The organism is Streptomyces sp. NPDC030296 (assembly GCF_055572815.1).
Genome location: NZ_JBVICQ010000009.1, coordinates 223269 through 239809 on the forward strand (window position 1 = coordinate 223269; position 16541 = coordinate 239809).

Here is a 16541-nt window from a genome sequence, read left to right on the forward strand (position 1 = left end):
CGCCCCGCGTCCGTCACAGGTCGAGCTGGTACTCCACCGCCCGGTGCGTCAGCCGGTAGCCGAGCCGGTCGTTGACGCGGCGCATCGGCGCGTTGTCCTCCGCCGTGTCGGTGAGCAGGGCGATGCCCGGGTACAGGCCGTGGGCGTGGAGGACGGCCTCCGCCTTCATCTTCAACGCCAGCCCGCGGCCCCGGTGCTCGGGCAGGACCGCCGTGCCGTAGTGCTGCCCGTCGCCCTCGCCGCCGGCGGGCAGCACGAGCTCCGAGAAACCGACGATCGTGCCGTCCGACGAGTCCACCGCCGCGACCGTGTGGAGCGAGTCGCCGCGCTTCTCGATCGTCTCCGCGGCAGCCAGGAGCCGCTCGACGTCCCAGACCACCGCCCCGTAGTCGGTGTCGCCCATCGGCATGTCGTCCATGGCGCGGCGGGAGGCCGCATAGCTTTCGGCCAGATCGGCGGGCACGACACCCGCCCAGGCGGTCAGGTGGTAGCCGGGCCGTGGCTGCTCCGCCATGCGCCGGACGCGGTCCAGGTCCAGGTCCGCGAGGTCCAGGCGGGCGTACGTCAGCGTCAGTACGTCGCGGAAGCCGCGCGCCGCGAGGAACGTGTCACCGGGGGAGCCCTGGCGGGCCTGTGCGACGACCGTCCTGCGGCGCTCGCCCCTGGCCGCGCCGACCGCCGCGTCGAGCAGAGCCGTACCCACACCGCGCCGCCGCTCGGCCGGGTGCACGGTGAGTTCGAGCTCGGCCAGATGCGACTGGCCCTCCTGGGTGAACAGCCGCAGGAAGGCCGAGCCGAGGGGCTCACCGTCGATCCCGGAGGCCAGCCAGGCCAACCGGCGGCTGGACGGGGTGGGGGAGGGGTCGGCGAGCGGGGTGATACGCGGGGGCAAGGGGGCTCCGAGGCAGGTCGGCGGGGCGGACGGCGAACCGGGTGGCCCCGGCTGCCGAGTCGGGGCACGCTAGCCGTGGCAACGGCAGCGCCACAACGGGATTACGGCCGCCCCGCACACATCGCTGAGGCGCATGGCATCACCGGCGGCTGCGTCGCGCGGCGGCGCCGGGGCGCCGGTCGGGCCGCTGCCGCCCCGGTTCCGCCCGCGTCGTCGCGCCGGGTTCCGCTGCCCTTGCCCGACGTCGCCTCAGCGTCGGGCCTTGGCGCGGTCCAGTGCCACGACGCCCAGCGCCGCGAGTCCGATCTGGATGAGCCACTCGACCCAGTCGACGCCGTCAGTGTCGGCCACGCCGATGCCCGCGGCGATCGCGGACCCGATGAGCGCGGCGACGATGCCGACGAGAATCGTCAGCAGGATGCCGATGCGCTGCCGGCCCGGGACGACCAGCCGTCCCAGGACACCGATCACAATGCCGATGATGATGGCACTGATGATGCCGTCGATCTCCATCTGTGCTCCGCCCCTTCGTCGTGACCCCCGCGGCAAGCGAGTGCCCTTCGAACGCGAGTGCACTCCGTTTCGGTTTCACGTTCTCCACGAACCGTCCGGACGCGCGGCACATCGCACCGCCCTCCGGATCACCGTGGCCGGGTCGCCCTCGTGGTACGGCCGCTCCGACGGCTCGATGCCGTCCAGGAACTCCTGGTAGCGCACGGCGTACGTCAGATGCGCCAGGGGTTCGGCGAGCGCGAGCGCACGCGCGGGGTCGCTCCCGGGGACGTGGGACCGCCAGGCGTCCACCCAGGTGCGGACGGCCGTCGCCCGCACCGCCTCGGGGAGATAGTCGTGCAGGCGCAGACAGTCCAGCACCGGACTGCCCCAGTGGGCGTCGGCGAAGTCCACGACGACGGGCGGGCCGCCGTCGCCGCGCCAGTTGCCGGGATGGAAGTCGGCGTGGACCAGCGTGTCGGGCAGTCCGCACGCGGGGAGCAGTTCCCAGCGGTCCGTCAACTCCCGTGCCGTGTGCCGTTCCCGCGCGCTGATCTCCAGCGGGACGGTGCCGTCCAGGAGGCGGTGTACTAGACCGGCGAGCGTCTTGTCGCGCCGGTCCCGCAGTCCCGGTGGCCGTCGGCCTGCCAGTGCGGCCTGGGCGGCGACGAAGCGGCGTACCCCGGCCTCGACGGTGCGGGCATCGGCGTTCCAGCAGTCCTCGCCGGGGAGGTGCTCCAGCAGGACGCGCCCTTCGGCGGCGCCGAGCACGGTGGGGACGAGCCCCGGGGCGACCTCGGCGAACGCGGCGATGACGGTCGCCTCGTCGGAGGCGAAACGAGGGGTGGCCTTGAGCCAGACCGGGCCGCGTCCGGTGGGCAGCCGGAACAGCCCCGCCAGGTTCCAGGTACGCCGCTGCTCGACCGGCCCCGTCACCGGCCGCCCCTGGTCGGACAGTGTCCGCCGGGCCCAGTCGAGCAACTCCCGCAGCCCGTCGGCCCGTGCCCACGGCGACCGGAGGGGCTCGTCGCCGCTCCACAGGGCCCGGTCCACGTGCCGCTGCTCCAGCGCACCGGGCCTCGGCGGCTCGGACGCCTCGACCTGGTAGGTCACATGGCCGTCCCGCCCGCCCTCGCCCCCGTCGACGGAGAGGAGACGCAGGACCAGGACGGGCACGTGGAGGGTCTGCTCCAGGTGCCGCACGACCTGCTCGACCTCGGCCCACCAGGGGACGTCGACGGGGAACGGGCCGGTCACCCCGAGGAAGTTGCCACCAGAGGTCACCCATGCGCTGACGGTTCGACTCACGGGCGCCAGTGTGCGGGCGCGGGTAGGCCGCCGGCGAACGAATATCGGCCGGGGAGCAGGGCGTTGCGCGGGCTCGACGCGGGCACCCCCCGCCCGGTCATGCGCCGCCCGCGCGGCTCCCCGGAGGGCGACGGCCGACCCGCCGGGGTGGATCGGCCGTCAGTTCCCCTCGCGGGTCTTCTGTTCTACATCGGCGGAGTACGGGAGGCGCGGGAGCCGCCCTTCGCCGCCGCGCCGGCGCACAGCAGTCCGAGAGCGAGAGCGAGGGCGCCGATGATGATGTTGTTGACCACGACACCGGCGTCGGGGCTGTCGCCCACGATCCACGGCGCGATGATCATCCAGACTCCGAGGGCGCACATGGCCCAGCTCAGGCCGTACATCCTCTCCGGTGCTGCGGTGAAGCCGAGGGCCAGCAGGCCGATCGCGATGCCCACGATCAGGTTGTGGGGCACCAGCGAGGGCTGGCTCGTCGTGTAGTGGAGTATCCACGGGGACACGGCGCAGTACAGACCGAGCAGGAACACCGGTCCGTCGACGAGCGCCACATCGCGACCACCGAGCATGCGGTCGTACCGGGCCCGCATTTCGGTTACGTCAGGGTGGCTGGTGATGTCACTCCTGTGTGAGACGTTGGCCATGACTCGACTCCTTTGAACTCGGCAGCCTGACCGCGTCCGAGAGGGTGTGCGGCGAGGGCCGCGTACGCTCATTCTGCTCTTATTTCTCCTTTATGTGTAGATGTCGTCGGGCGGCGGGACGCGGTCGAGCGGTGCGAGGGGCGGGGAGGGAAACCGTCCCCGGGGATCGCCGACCGTTCCCCGGGGACGGACCCGGCCGGGAGCGCCGGCCGGGTGCGGCGGTGCGGTCGTTCGGCGCCGCCGCACCTACTTCCGGCGGGGCGGGCGGTCCGGATGCAGTACTGCGTCTCGGTCGTCAGGCGTCCGTGCAGGCGTCGCGACCCGCGCCGGGTGTGGCTCTTGACCGTGCCCAGGGGCAGGCCCGTGCGTTCCGCGATCTGCGTCTGGGTGAGGTCCTCGTAGGAGGCCAGGTGGAGGACCCGCCGCTGGGGTGCGGGAAGTCGGGCCGGCTCGGAGCGGATCAGCACGCGGTCGAGGACGGCCTCGGGATCGTCGCCGCGGCCCGCACACCCGGCGAGCACCAGCGCGGTGCCCGCGGAGGCGGCCAGGTCCGCCCGACGGGTCCGCGCGGACAGGGCGTCGGCGATCCTGCGCCGGGTGATGCCCACGATCCAGGCGCCGACCGCGCCCCGCTCGGGCCGGTACCCGTGGCGCCCGCGCCGCACCCCGAGGAACACCTGCTGGGTGACGTCCTCCGCCTCCGCCGTGTCGCCGAGGCTCCGCCGGGCGAGCGCGTGCACCAGCGCCGACCGGCGTTCGTACGCGACCGCAGACATGTCTCGTCGCCCACCGCCAGACCCCGCGCCGGTTCGTCGTCGGCGGGCGGCGCGCCGTGCACACAGGGCTCATGAGGACGGCTCCTCGCGTAGCCGGTGGGAATGCCGTCATCGTGCGAGGCGGGGCAGAACCCCCTCAACTCGCATCGATTCTGCATCGTACAGTCGTCGTATGGGTCTGTTCAGGGACGAAACCCCCGTCGACGCGGGGCTCACCACCGGGGCCGTGGCGCGGAGACTGGGCGTGTCGCCCACGACCCTGCGCTCCTGGGACCGGCGATACGGCATCGGGCCCGCCGTCCGCCCCGACGGGCGGCACCGGCGCTGGACCCCGCAGGACGTCGCGATGGTCGAGACGATGTGCCGCCTGACCTCCGCCGGGGTGCCGACGGCGGAGGCGGCGCGCGCGGCGAGGAAGGGCACGGGAGAGGGCGCCCCCGATGACTGGGAGGACGGCGGAGACCTGGGTGTTGCCGTGAGCGGTGGACGAGCGCCCGCCCGCGCACGGCCGCAGCCCCCGGCCCCCACTGCCTCGGCCGCCGGGGCCGCCGCTCCCTCCGCCGCCGATGTGCGCCAGGCGTGCCGGGGGCTCGCCCGGTCCGCCGTACGGCTCGACGCGCCGGCCGTCGAGGAGCGGCTCGCGGGGGTCGTCGAGCAGTACGGCCTCACGGTCGCCTGGCAGGAGGTGATGGTGCCGACGCTGCACGCGGTGGGCCGCAAGTGGGAGTCGTCCGGGGACCGCTACGTCGAGGTCGAACACCTGCTGTCGTGGCACGTCTCCACGGTCCTGCGCCGCTGCGCCCGACCCGCCGGATCACGGCACGAGACCGCGTCCCCCGGCCCGGTGATCCTCGCCTGTGTCCCCGGTGAACAGCACACCCTTCCGCTGGAGGCCCTCAACGCCTCCCTGAGTCAACTCGGCCTGCCCAGCCGGATGTTCGGCGCCGCCGTACCCGCCGAGGCCCTCGTCGCGGCGGTCGACCGGCTGGGGCCGACCGCCGTCGTCCTCTGGGCGCAGGCCCGCTCCACGGCGAGCGTGCCCCTGGCCCGCCATGTCGCGGCCGCGCGCTGGGGCGTGAAGGGCGCGCGCCGCCAACCCGTCGTCGTGCTCGGCGGCCCCGGCTGGCACGGGCGCCCCGCGGAGGACATGGTCCGCCCGTCGGCGCTCGGCGAGGCGGTGGACGTACTCACCGACCTGTACGGCCGGGCCTCCTGAGCCGCCGGGCGCGGCGACGCGCCTGTCTCCGGCGTGTGGTCCGGGAGTTACCGCGCCCCCGTGCGCCCGCGCAGGAAGCGCTCCCGGCCCTCGGCGAGGTCGACGATCGGGTCCGGGTAGTCCAGCGCGGCGCGGTCCAGGCCCTGGAGCTTCCACGGCTCGTGCACGGCCGGTCCGGCCACGTCCGCCAACTCCGGTACCCAGCGTCGTACGTACGCCCCGTCGGGGTCGTACCGCTTGGCCTGGGCGACCGGGTTGAGGATCCGGTTGGGGCGGGTGTCGGTGCCGGTTCCGGCCATCCACTGCCAGTTGAGCTGGTTGTTGGCCATGTCGCCGTCGACCAGCAGGTCCAGGAAGTGCCGGGCGCCGACCCGCCAGTCGACGTACAGCGTCTTGGTGAGGAAGCTCGCGACGAGGAGGCGGCCCCGGTTGTGCATCCAGCCCTCGTGGAGGAGCTGGCGCATGGCCGCGTCCACCACGGGGTAGCCGGTGCGGCCCTCCCGCCAGGCCCGGACCTCCTCCGGCGCGGACCGCCAGGTGTCGTGCTTGGCCCGGTAGTCCACGGCGGCCGCAGCGGGCCGGGCGGCCAGCACCTGGCGGTGGAAGTCCCGCCACGCCAGCTGCCGTACGAACGCCTCCGCGCCCGGACCGCCCACCCGGCGGGCCCGGTGGACCAGCTCGACGGGGGAGAGGGTGCCGAAGTGCAGATGGGGCGAGAGCCGCGAGGTCGCGTCGCCCGCCAGGTCGTCGTGGCGGTCCTCGTACACGGCGATGCCCCACCGCAGCCAGTCCGCGAACCGTGCGCGGCCCTCCCTCTCGCCCCCCGCGGCCAGCCCCGGCGACAGCCCCGCCAGCGCGTCGCGCGCCGGGAGTTCCTCCGAGCCGACCCCGTCCGGCACCCGCACGGTCCGCGGCGCGGCCAGCGGGTCGCGCAGCCGCTGCCGCGACCAGTGGCCGAAGTACGGCGTGAAGACCGCGAAGTGGTCCGCGGAGGCGGGGGCCACCGCGCCGGGATCCACCGCGCCCACCACCGTGTCGTGCACGTGCAGGCGTACGCCCTCCGCCTCCAGGGCGTGCCGCAGCCGCTCCTCGCGCCGCCGCGCGTACCCGCTGACGTCCGCCGCCACATGCACCTCGTCGGCGTCCGCCTCGGTGGCCACCTTGCACACCTCCCGCACCACGTCCCCCGAGCGCACCACGAGTCGGCCGCCCCGCTCCCGCAGTCCCGAGTCGAGATCGCGGAGGCAGTCGGCGAGGAACGCGAGCCGGTTGGGCACCGCGAAGCCGGCCTCCGCCACGGCCCGGTCCCGCACGAACAGCGGGACCACCTCACGCGCCCCGTCGAGGGCGGCGCGCAGCGGCGGATGGTCGTGCAGCCGCAGGTCGGAGGTGAACAGGACGACCGAGACGTTCATGGGGGCTCCGGGGGCGAGAAGACGGATCACCTGCTGCTTCCGGGCAGCGGCCTCCGACGGATGCGCCGGGCGTGTGCCGTGACGGGTGGTCCTCCGGGGCGCGTCACGGCGCGCGTCACCGTGTGGGGGCTCGCTCGCTCGCGCGGGCGGCGGCGTCCGACACGGCGGCCCGCGCGATGTTGCGGGCCATGCCGCCGAACACGACGGAGTGGAAGGGGGCCACGCTCCACCAGTAGGCGTGACCGAGCAGCCCGCGCGGATGGAACAGCGCGCGCTGGCGGAAGACCGTGCGGCCGGCGTCGTCCGTGTCGGCGTACATCTCCAGCCACGCCAGACCCGGCAGCCGCATCTCGGCCCGCAGCCGCAGCAGCCGCCCCCGTTCGATCTCCTCCACCCGCCAGAAGTCGAGCGAGTCGCCCACCCGCAGCCGGGTGGCGTCCCGGCGGCCCCGGCGCAGGCCCACCCCGCCCGCCAGCCGGTCCAGCCAGCCCCGTACGGCCCAGGCGAGCGGGAAGGAGTACCAGCCGTTGTCGCCGCCGATGCCCTCGATGACCCGCCACAGGGACGCGCACGGGGCGTCCACGCACAGCTCGCGCCGGTCCGTGTAGAGGCTGCCGCCCGCCCAGTCGGGGTCGGTGGGCAGCGGATCGCTGGGCGCGCCGGGCAGGGAGGCGGACGACCAGCGGGTGGTCACCCGGGCCTCGCGCACCCGCCGCAGGGCGAGCCGCACCGCCTCGTCGAAGTCGACCGGATGGCCGGGCGGGTCCGGCACGTACCGCGCGATGTCGTGTTCGTGGCACACCACCTCGTGCCGCAGCGACTCGGTGAGCGGGCGGGCGATGGAGGCCGGCACGGGCGTCACCAGCCCGACCCAGTGGCTGGACAGACCGGGGGTGAGCATCGGCACGGACAGGATGAGCCGGGGCTGCAGCCCGGCGACGGCCGCGTACCTGATCATCATCTCGCGGTAGGTCAGGACGTCCGGGCCGCCGATGTCGAAGGCCCGGCTGACGTCGTCCGGCAACCGGGCGCAGCCCACGAGGGCGCGCAGCACGTCCCGGACGGCGACGGGCTGAATCCGGGTGTGCACCCAACTCGGCGTCACCATCACCGGGAGACGCTCGGTGAGATAGCGCAGCATCTCGAAGGAGGCCGACCCCGAGCCGATGACGACCGCCGCCCGCAGCACGGCCGTGGGCACACCGCAGCCCAGCAGGATCCGCCCGACCTCCGCGCGGGAGCGCAGGTGCGGCGACAACTCCTCCTCGGGCACGCCGTGCGGGGTGAGACCGCCCAGGTACACGAGCCGGCCCACGCCCGCGGCGCGCGCCCGCCCCCCGAAGATCCTCGCGGCCCGCCGGTCCGTCTCCTCGAAGTCGTCGCCCGTGCCCAGCGCGTGCACCAGGTAGTAGCCGACGTCGACCCCGCGCATCGCCCGGGCCACGGACTCCGCGTCGGTCACGTCCCCGCGGACCACCTCGACCGCCTCCGCCCACGGATGGTCGCGCAGCCGCTCCGGGGAGCGGGCCAGACAGCGCACCCGGAAACCCGCCTCCAGCAGTTCCGGTACGAGCCGGCCGCCGATGTATCCCGTCGCACCGGTCACCAGGCACAGCGGCCCGGCGCCGCGCTCGACTTCTCCCGTCATCGGTCCCTCGGTCCTCCGCGTCGGCGTCCCCCGGTCATCACTTCCCCCTCGGGGCCGGTCCCGGACGCACCGGCGGTCCGGCGCCGCGCGATCGAGTGATCGGTACGCCGACTACCCTTGCCGCGTGGCCACAGTGAACGACCCGCGACGGGGGACGGGGGACGCGGAGCGGGGTCCCGCCGCGGCGGCGACCGATCTGCACGCCTTCGCCGTCGCCCTGCGCCGGATGAACGGCGAGATCAACCGGCTCGTGCACGCGTTCGCGGGTGACCACGGGCTGCACGCGACGGATGTCCAGGCGCTCGCGGCGATCCTCGACGCGGACGCGCCCATGACTCCCAAACGCCTGCGCGAACACCTCGGACTGACCTCCGGGGCCGTCACCGCCTGCGTGGACCGGCTGGAGCGCGCCGGACACGTACGCCGGGTCCGGGAGAGCGCCGACCGCCGAGTGGTCCACCTGTACTACGCGGCCGACGCCCGTTCGGCGGCCCGCACCTACTTCCGGCCCCTTGCGGAGGCCACCCAGGCGGCCCGCTCTCGCTTCACCGGCGAGGAACTGGCCGTCGTCCTGCGGTTCCTCGCGGCGATGAACGAGGAACTGGGCATGGGCGCCGACCGCCACCGCTGATCGTGCGGCGGGTGCATCCGAAGGCCGGGCGACCGTGGAAGAACAGGCACCGGCTATGATCGCGGCCACCCAACAAGTTCAATCATTGAGATTGTTTTTCGTTGAGTCATCTTTCTTCCGCCTGGAGCACCATGCCCACCACCCCCCGACGCGCCCGCCGGCTCGTCCCCCTCCTGCTGATCGCCGTCTGGCTCGTCGTCGGAGGCGTCCTCGGCCCCTACGCCGGGCGCCTCGGCGAGGTCGCCACCAACGACCAGGCCGCGTTCCTGCCGCGCAGCGCCGAGTCCACCGAGGTCATGGCCGCGCAGCGGGCCTTTCGTCAGGGGGAGACGCTCCCGGTGATCGTCGTGTGGACGGGGGAGGACATGCCCGAGCGCCGGGCCGCCGCCGACCGCGCCCTCGCCTCCCTGGCCGGCACCCCCGGCCTGGCCGGACGGGTCTCGCCCGCCCTGCTCTCCGACGACCGGAAAGCCCTCCAGGGCGTGATCCCGCTACGGCCCGACCTGGGCGACGACCTGGCCGGCACCCTCGACGGGATCCGGGCCTCCGCCGAACGCGTCCCCGGCACCACCGTCCGGCTGGCGGGGCCCGCGGCCAGCCAGGCGGACCTGGCGGACGCCTTCGCCGGCATCGACGGCCTCCTGGTCGCCGTCGCGCTGGTCACCGTGCTGGTGATCCTGCTGCTCGTCTACCGCAGCGTCCTGCTGCCGCTGCTGATCATCCTCGGCGCCGTGTTCGCCCTCGGTCTCGCCTGCGCCGTCGTGTACGCCCTCGCCGACCGGGGAGTCGTCCGCGTCGACGGACAGGTCCAGGGCATTCTCTCCATCCTCGTCATCGGCGCGGCCACCGACTACGCCCTTCTCCTCACCGCCCGCTTCCGCGAGGAACTCGCCGCCGGAACCGACCGCTTCACCGCGATGCGTGAGGCCCTCCGGCGGTCCTGGGGCGCGATCGTGGCGAGCGCCGGGACCGTCGCGCTGGGCCTGCTCGCCCTGCTGCTCAGCGACCTGACCAACAACCGGGCGCTCGGACCCGTCGGTGCCATCGGCATCGGCTGCGCCGTCCTCGTCACGCTCACGTTCCTGCCCGCCGTCCTCGTCGCGCTGGGCCGCGCCGCCTACTGGCCCGCGAAGCCCGGCGTCCGGCCCGCGTCCGCGTCGACCGGCGAGGGCGTGTGGCGACGCGTCGCCGCCCTCGTCGACCGGGCACCGCGCCGGGTCTGGGCGGTGACCCTGGCCGCCCTGCTCGCCGGGGCCGCCTTCGCGCCGACGCTCACCTCCAAGGGGGTCCCGCTCGACGAGACCTTCGTCAACGACGCCCCGTCCGTCGCCGCCCAGCAGACGCTCGGCGACCACTTCCCCGGCGGCTCGGGCAACCCCGCCGTGGTCATCGCCGACGCCGACCGCCTGGACCGGGTGCTCGCCACGGCCCGGGACACCGACGGGGTCGCCTCGGCGGCCGCGGTCAGCGGCTCCGCGCGACCCGGCGGCCGGCCCCTGGTCGTCGACGGGCGCGTCCGGGTCGACGTCACCCTCACCGCCGCGGCGGACAGCGACGCCGCGAAGGACACCGTGGCGCGGCTGCGCACCCAACTGCACGCCGTACCCGGCGCGGACGCCCTCGTCGGCGGCTACACCGCCCAGCAGTACGACACCCTGCGCACCGCCGAACGCGACCGCACCCTGATCGTCCCGGTCGTCCTCGCGGTCATCCTCCTCATCCTGGTCGGCCTGCTGCGTTCGTTGCTGCTGCCGCTGCTGCTGGTCGCCACGGTGGCCCTGAACTTCCTCGCCACGCTGGGCGTCTCCGCGCTCGTGTTCCAGCACGTGTTCGGGTTCACCGGCACCGATCCGTCCGTGCCCCTCTACGGCTTCGTGTTCCTGGTCGCCCTGGGCGTCGACTACAACATCTTCCTGATGTCCCGGGTCCGCGAGGAGTCCCTGCGGCACGGAGCGCGCGAGGGCGTGCTGCGCGGGCTGGTCACCACGGGTGGCGTCATCACCTCCGCGGGCGTCGTGCTCGCCGCGACCTTCGCCGCGCTGGGTGTCATCCCGCTGGCCTTCCTCGCCCAGATCGCCTTCATCGTCGCCTTCGGCGTGCTCCTCGACACCCTCGTGGTGCGCTCGCTGCTGGTGCCGGCCCTGGTCCGGGACATCGGGGAACGCGCCTGGTGGCCGAGCCGCATGAGCCGCGGCACGACCGTGGCCGACGGCTGAGAATCGGGGGCCCTCGGGGTCATGGTCCGGTCCGCGCGCCCAGCTCCCGTGCCCGGCGCACGAACGCCTCGCGCAGCTCCCGGGCCGCGCGCGGCACAGACTCCGCACGGCGCCGCTGGAGCATCAGCAGCACCCGGGTCCGGTCGTCCGCGACCGGTCGGTGGGTGAGTACCCCACGCCGCTCCAGCGGATCGCCGACGACGCTGAAGTCCGGCAGGACCGTGGCCCCGAGCCCTTCCGCGACCAGCAGCTTGCCCATCTCCGCGCCGTCCGTGGAGTACGCGAAGGAGGGCGTACGGCCCTCCAGCAGCCGGTGGACATAGCGGTGCATCACATACCCCGAACGCATCCCGATCAGCGGCACATCGAGCAGATCGTCCGGTGACACCGAGGGCAGGGACGCGGGGGGGCTGTCCGGGCGGACGACCACGACGGGGCGGCCCCGCAGCAGCTCGACGGCTTCGAGCCCGGAGGGCACGTCGTCACCGTCCAGGTGGTTGACGAGGCCGAGGTCGAAGGAGCCCTCCAGCAGGGCCCGGTGGATGTCGGTCTGCTGGGCGCCGACCACTTCGACCTGGGTGACCGGGTGCGTGGCGCGGAACTCCCGCACCACGGGGATCAGCAACGGCACGGTGGCCGCGTTCACCGTGCCGACCCGCACCATCCGGCTGATCCGGTGCTGCTCGCCCGCCGCCGCCCGCAACCGGTCCACCGCGTCCAGCACCTCTGCGATGAGCGGCAGCAACTCCCGGCCGGACGCGCTCATCGTCGCACCGGACCGCTTGCGCTCCGGCAGATCCACCCCGAGTTCCCGCTCCAGGTTCCGCTCGGTCTCGCTCAACGCGGGCTGCGGCAGGCGCGGTTCCTCGGCCGCGCGGCACAACGACCCGAGTCTCGTCACCGCCGCCAGGTATTCGAGCTGTTCGGTTCGCACCGCAGCAGAATGCGTGCGGATTTCCGGGCCGTTCAAGGGTTTCCCTGTCACACCTTCGTGAAATTCAACGGTCCGCGATACGAGACCGGTCGGGTTCTCCTTGACTGCCGTCACCGGCGACTGCCACGATCGACGGCATGAAGATGCGACTGGAACTCACGCGGCGACGCCATGTCGACCTCGCACGCGTCTCCAGCGCCTCCTGTCGCGCCACGGCCTGATCGCCTCCCCTCTCTCCGCGATTCGCCGCGCACCCCTCCCTTTTCCCGCCTGAATTCAGCGCGCCCCGCACGCTTTTCGCGGCTCTCGCGCGCCCGTGAATTCGGCGTGCCCGAAACCATTCCGCGACAGGAGTTTCCGCATGCCCGCCGCACCCCTGAAATTCGCCTACCGGGTCCCCAATGTCAGCGAAGGACTCGTCACCAGCAAGATCGAGCAGCGCACCGACTGGGACTACGCCTACAACCGTGAACTCGCCGTCCTCGCCGAGAACAACGGCTTCGAGTACGCCGCTCTCGGCGAACCCTGGCTGGAGCACGACGAACGAGGACCTGATCCAGTACAACGACGGCTTCCGTACGGGGCTCATCGGCACCCCCGAGCAGATCGCCGAGCGCGTCGTCGCCTACAAGAAGCTCGGCGCGTCGACCTCTTCCTGCTGGGCTTCCTCCACTACCACGAGGAGGTCGAGTACTTCGGCCGCCGCGTCCTGCCCCTCGTACGCGAGTTGGAGGCGCAGCTTCCTGAGACCGGGCCCGAAACCGAGGCCGAGGCAGTGACCGTCCCCGCGCACGTCTGACCGCCCCACTCGACCGTACGCCTTCCCGGGACGCCGCTCTCGCCGCGGCGCCCGTTCCACAGAAAGAGAAGCCATGGCCACCGTCCTGTCCGTCTCCGGCAGCCCCTCCGTCTCCTCCCGCACCGCCAGGCTGCTGCGTCACCTCGACGCCCGCCTGACCGCCCACGGGCACGAGGTCGTCCCGCTCGACGTCCGCACCATCCCCGCCGACGCCCTCCTCGGCGCGGACTTCACGCACCCGGCCGTCGTCGAGGCCGCCGCGCTGTTCGAACGCGCCGACGGCGTCGTCATCGGCACCCCCGTCTACAAGGCCGCCTACTCCGGAGTCCTCAAGGCCCTGCTCGACCTGCTCCCGCAGTACGCCCTCACCGGCAAGACCGTGCTGCCCCTGGCCACCGGAGGCAGCACCGCCCACGTCCTCGCCCTCGACTACGCGCTGCGTCCGGTCCTCAGTTCCATGGGCGCCCGGCACATCGTCCCCGGCTGGTTCACCCTCGACAAGGAGATCACCGTGGCCGAGGACGGCAGGGTCACGGTCGCCCCGGCCACGGCCGAGGCGCTGGGCCAGGTCGTCGACCAGTTCCTGACCGCCCTCGGCCCTGTGCCCGTCCTGGCCGCGGCGAGCTGACACCGTGACGGGCGCACCGACCGACACGCGGACCGGCACACCGACCGGTACGCAGATCAGCACACCGACCGCCGTCCCGACCGACGCTCCCACCGACGGGCCGACCCACGCCCCGGCGGGCGCTCCCGCCGCCGAGGTCATCGCGGACGACGCCGAGGCCCTCACCGTCGCCGCCGAACTCGCCGAGGAGTTCCGCGCCGGCGCCTCCGAGCGGGACGCCGAACGACGGCTGCCCCGAGCCGAGTCGGACCGGCTCTCGGCCTCCGGGCTGCTCGCCGTCACCGTTCCCGCCGAGCACGGCGGAGCGGACGTACGCCAGGAGACCCTGGCCGAGATCTTCCGGCTGCTCGCCTCCGCCGACGCCAGCCTCGCCCAGATCCCGCAGGCCGCCGCCTTCGTCCGCACCACGAGCCGGCCGTGGTTCGAGGCCGAGGTCGAGACCCCGGCCGAGGACCCGCTCCTCGTCCAGCGCTTCGGTGAACTCGCCGTCGGGCACGGGCGTCCCGCGCGCTGCTGCGGGAGGCCGCCCCGCGCCGTGGACGCGGCCCGCGCCGATCTCACCGACGACTCGGCGGCCGAGGCCTCCATCGCCGTGGCCGCCGCGAAGGCGCACGCCGCGCGGAGCGCCGTCGAGGTCGCGAGTTCCCTCTTCGAGGTCTGCGGCACCCGCTCCGCCCTCGCCTCCCTCACCTGCACCGCTACTGGCGTGACGCCCGCACCCACACCCTGCACGACCCGGCCCGCTGGAAGGTCCAGCACATCGGCCGGTACGTGCTGAGCGGCACCCGGCCCCCACGCCACGGCCTGCTCTGAGCGGCATCCCCGACGACCTGATCCGGACCTTCCCGAACGGAGACCCCCACGTGTCCCTCGCCTTCCACTGGTTCCTGCCCACCAACGGCGACAGCCGCCACGTCGTCGGCGGCGGCCACGGCACCCCCGCCACCGAGTCCGGCCGGGACCGGCCGCCCACGGTCGCCTATCTGGGCCAGATCGCCCGCGCCGCCGAGGACCTCGGCTTCGTCGGCGCGCTGACCCCCACCGGCGCCTGGTGCGAGGACGCCTGGCTGACCACGGCCATGGTCAGCCAGCACACCGAACGCCTGCAGTTCCTGGTCGCCTTCCGCCCCGGCTTCGTCTCGCCCACCCTGGCCGCGCAGATGGCGTCGACCTTCCAGCGGCAGTCCGGCGGGCGGCTCCTCCTCAACGTCGTCACCGGAGGCGAGAGCCATGAGCAGCGGGCCTACGGCGACTTCCTCGACAAGGACGACCGGTACCGCCGTACGGGTGAGTTCCTGGAGATCGTGCGGGATCTGTGGGCGGGGAAGACCGTCGATCTGAAGGGCGAGCACCTGCGGGTCGAGGACGCCAAGCTGGCGCGGGTGCCCGACCCGGTGCCGGAGGTGTACTTCGGCGGCTCCTCGCCCATCGCCGGGGAGATCGCCGCCCGGCACGCCGACGTCTACCTCACCTGGGGCGAGCCACCGGCCCTGGTCGCCGAGAAGATCGCCTGGATCAAGGGGCTCGCGTCCGAACGGGGCCGCACCCTCCGCTTCGGGATCCGGCTGCACGTCATCACCCGTGACACCGCCGAGCAGGCCTGGGCGGAGGCGAACCGCCTGCTCGACGGCTTCGACCCGGCCACCGTACGGTCCGTGCAGGCCGGGCTCGCCCGCAGCGAGTCCGAGGGCCAGCAGCGCATGCTCGCCCTGCACGGGGGCCGCCGCGACAGCCTGGAGATCCACCCCAACCTCTGGGCCGGGATCGGCCTGGTGCGCGGCGGCGCGGGGACCGCCCTGGTCGGCAGCCACGCGGAGGTCGCCGAGCGCGTCAAGGAGTACCACGCCCTCGGCATCGACGAGTTCGTCCTGTCCGGGTACCCGCACCTGGAGGAGGCGTACTGGTTCGGCGAGGGCGTCCTCCCGCGGCTCGCCGCCGAGGGCCTGTGGCGGCACCCCTCCGCCGGGCGGGCCGCGCCGCCGGCCCAGGTGCCGTTCGCGAGCTGAGGGGACGTCACGTCGTCGTCAGGGACGGTGCTCCCAGTGGCGGTCGGTCCGGGTCAGTTCGCGGAAGCCCGCCGAGGTCAGCCGGTCGATCGCCGCCCGGTCGGCCGCCGCCTCGTAGGCCAGCAGACGGTCCACGCCGCACAGGCGCAGCCAGTCGGCGGCCTGCCCGAGAAGCCAGTGCTCCAGTCCGTCCGTGTGCGCCGAGGGGGCGATGCTGAGGTTGCCGATGTCGGCGAGGCCGGAACCGCGGGTGTGGCGCTCGGGGCGGAACAGGGCGGTGTCCACCTCTATGAAACCGATCACCCGACCGGCGGCGCGGGCCGTGAGGCGGGTGCCGCACTCGCCCAGCGTGCGGTCGACCGTGATGCCCCGCCTCGGCTCGGCGGACGGCAGGTCGCCGACGCGGGCGATCAGGACGACCTCGGTGTCACCCACGTGCCGGAAGCCTGCGCGTTCGTACACGGCGCGGACGTGCGGCCAGGCCCGTGGCACCCCGTACACGGCCGGGGCGGGAAGCCCCCCGTCCGCGTACCGGGCGCGCACGCCCCACCGGGCCAGTTGCGCGAGACAGGCACTCATCAGCAGGTCCGCGGCCTCCTCGGTGTCCGGCAGGAAGGACGCCGGCACCCGGCCGACGAACCAGCCGACCTCGCCGACGTCCCGGTAGTGCGGGCCGACCTCGTCGTCCGCCCGGTAGCGCAGCAGATGGGCGGCGGCCACGATGTGGTCGCGCCGCTCGGCGACGAGGGTGACCCGCTCGCTCACCCAGGGGTCGGTGAGGAATTCCTCCGGGCGGCGTTCGAGATCGCTGAGCACCGTGTTCACCGACACGGACACACCGGGGACGACGGCGGCGACATGCGTGTTGATCAGATCGGTGAGCTGGTCACGGTCGGCGCGGCGGAACGGGCGCACCTGCGGCGCGGGCATGGGGGACCT

14 protein-coding genes and 3 pseudogenes are annotated in these 16541 nt (G+C 73.8%); 8 read left to right on the top strand and 9 right to left on the bottom strand.

Features of this window, described 5'->3' with window-relative positions; all coding sequences use genetic code 11:
* Positions 1-13 precede the first annotated feature (13 nt).
* The 5 genes and pseudogenes from ACZ4Z3_RS26185 to ACZ4Z3_RS26205 form a co-directional block, all read right to left on the bottom strand.
* Positions 14-892 (bottom strand): GNAT family N-acetyltransferase, encoded by an 879-nt coding sequence (locus ACZ4Z3_RS26185; RefSeq protein WP_468503291.1) that lies wholly within the window; start codon positions 890-892, stop codon positions 14-16.
* 249 nt (positions 893-1141) lie between these two features.
* Entirely contained in the window at positions 1142-1405 is a 264-nt protein-coding gene (locus ACZ4Z3_RS26190; protein ID WP_055516009.1) for a GlsB/YeaQ/YmgE family stress response membrane protein, read from the bottom strand.
* A 75-nt stretch (positions 1406-1480) separates the two neighbouring features.
* On the bottom strand, positions 1481-2692 hold the full coding sequence (locus tag ACZ4Z3_RS26195; protein WP_468503292.1) for an aminoglycoside phosphotransferase family protein: 1212 nt from the start codon (positions 2690-2692) through the stop codon (positions 1481-1483).
* Positions 2693-2877: 185 nt separating this feature from the next.
* Positions 2878-3333 (bottom strand): SPW repeat protein, encoded by a 456-nt coding sequence (locus tag ACZ4Z3_RS26200; protein ID WP_468503293.1) that lies wholly within the window; start codon positions 3331-3333, stop codon positions 2878-2880.
* A 296-nt stretch (positions 3334-3629) separates the two neighbouring features.
* A pseudogene (locus tag ACZ4Z3_RS26205) lies at positions 3630-4171 on the bottom strand (sigma-70 family RNA polymerase sigma factor); the annotation flags it as partial.
* A gap of 110 nt (positions 4172-4281) precedes the next feature.
* Here ACZ4Z3_RS26205 and ACZ4Z3_RS26210 point away from each other — a divergent pair.
* A complete protein-coding gene (locus ACZ4Z3_RS26210) occupies positions 4282-5325 on the top strand; it encodes a MerR family transcriptional regulator (RefSeq protein WP_468503294.1) in 1044 nt (347 codons plus the stop codon).
* A 47-nt stretch (positions 5326-5372) separates the two neighbouring features.
* Here ACZ4Z3_RS26210 and ACZ4Z3_RS26215 read toward each other — a convergent pair whose 3' ends face one another.
* Both ACZ4Z3_RS26215 and ACZ4Z3_RS26220 read right to left on the bottom strand, forming a co-directional pair.
* Positions 5373-6740 (bottom strand): cryptochrome/photolyase family protein, encoded by a 1368-nt coding sequence (locus ACZ4Z3_RS26215; RefSeq protein ID WP_468503295.1) that lies wholly within the window; start codon positions 6738-6740, stop codon positions 5373-5375.
* Between the two features lie 115 nt (positions 6741-6855).
* Positions 6856-8388 carry an SDR family oxidoreductase gene (locus tag ACZ4Z3_RS26220; RefSeq protein ID WP_468503296.1) on the bottom strand — a complete coding sequence of 511 codons (1533 nt, stop codon included), beginning with the start codon at positions 8386-8388 and terminating at the stop codon, positions 6856-6858.
* A gap of 133 nt (positions 8389-8521) precedes the next feature.
* Here ACZ4Z3_RS26220 and ACZ4Z3_RS26225 point away from each other — a divergent pair, with 133 nt between their 5' ends.
* Both ACZ4Z3_RS26225 and ACZ4Z3_RS26230 read left to right on the top strand, forming a co-directional pair.
* Positions 8522-9019, top strand: coding sequence for a MarR family winged helix-turn-helix transcriptional regulator (locus tag ACZ4Z3_RS26225; protein WP_468503488.1), 498 nt, complete (start codon positions 8522-8524; stop codon positions 9017-9019).
* Positions 9020-9150: 131 nt separating this feature from the next.
* Positions 9151-11235, top strand: a complete 2085-nt coding sequence (locus ACZ4Z3_RS26230; RefSeq protein WP_468503297.1) for an MMPL family transporter — start codon at positions 9151-9153, stop codon at positions 11233-11235.
* Positions 11236-11254: 19 nt separating this feature from the next.
* Here the strand turns inward: ACZ4Z3_RS26230 and ACZ4Z3_RS26235 are convergent, their stop codons facing one another.
* Entirely contained in the window at positions 11255-12169 is a 915-nt protein-coding gene (locus ACZ4Z3_RS26235; RefSeq protein ID WP_468503298.1) for a LysR family transcriptional regulator, read from the bottom strand.
* 143 nt (positions 12170-12312) lie between these two features.
* Between ACZ4Z3_RS26235 and ACZ4Z3_RS26240 the strand changes: the two genes are divergently transcribed.
* The 5 genes and pseudogenes from ACZ4Z3_RS26240 (at position 12313) to ACZ4Z3_RS26260 (ending at position 15602) form a co-directional block, all read left to right on the top strand.
* Positions 12313-12390, top strand: coding sequence for a putative leader peptide (locus tag ACZ4Z3_RS26240; RefSeq protein WP_359700135.1), 78 nt, complete (start codon positions 12313-12315; stop codon positions 12388-12390).
* 321 nt (positions 12391-12711) lie between these two features.
* Positions 12712-12968, top strand: a pseudogene (locus ACZ4Z3_RS26245) (dimethylsulfone monooxygenase SfnG); the annotation flags it as partial.
* Between the two features lie 73 nt (positions 12969-13041).
* Positions 13042-13596: an NADPH-dependent FMN reductase gene (gene ssuE / locus ACZ4Z3_RS26250; protein WP_468503299.1), complete on the top strand. Its 555-nt coding sequence runs from the start codon at positions 13042-13044 to the stop codon at positions 13594-13596.
* A 139-nt stretch (positions 13597-13735) separates the two neighbouring features.
* Positions 13736-14409 (top strand): annotated as a pseudogene (locus tag ACZ4Z3_RS26255) (acyl-CoA dehydrogenase family protein).
* Between the two features lie 50 nt (positions 14410-14459).
* Complete coding sequence (locus tag ACZ4Z3_RS26260) at positions 14460-15602, top strand: LLM class flavin-dependent oxidoreductase (protein WP_468503300.1); 1143 nt, start codon at positions 14460-14462, stop codon at positions 15600-15602.
* A gap of 18 nt (positions 15603-15620) precedes the next feature.
* On the opposite strand, the gene ACZ4Z3_RS26265 is transcribed toward ACZ4Z3_RS26260, so the two are convergent.
* The gene (locus ACZ4Z3_RS26265; protein WP_468503301.1) at positions 15621-16532 is read right to left on the bottom strand and encodes a GNAT family N-acetyltransferase; all 912 of its coding nucleotides are present in this window, start codon (positions 16530-16532) and stop codon (positions 15621-15623) included.
* Positions 16533-16541: the final 9 nt, after the last annotated feature.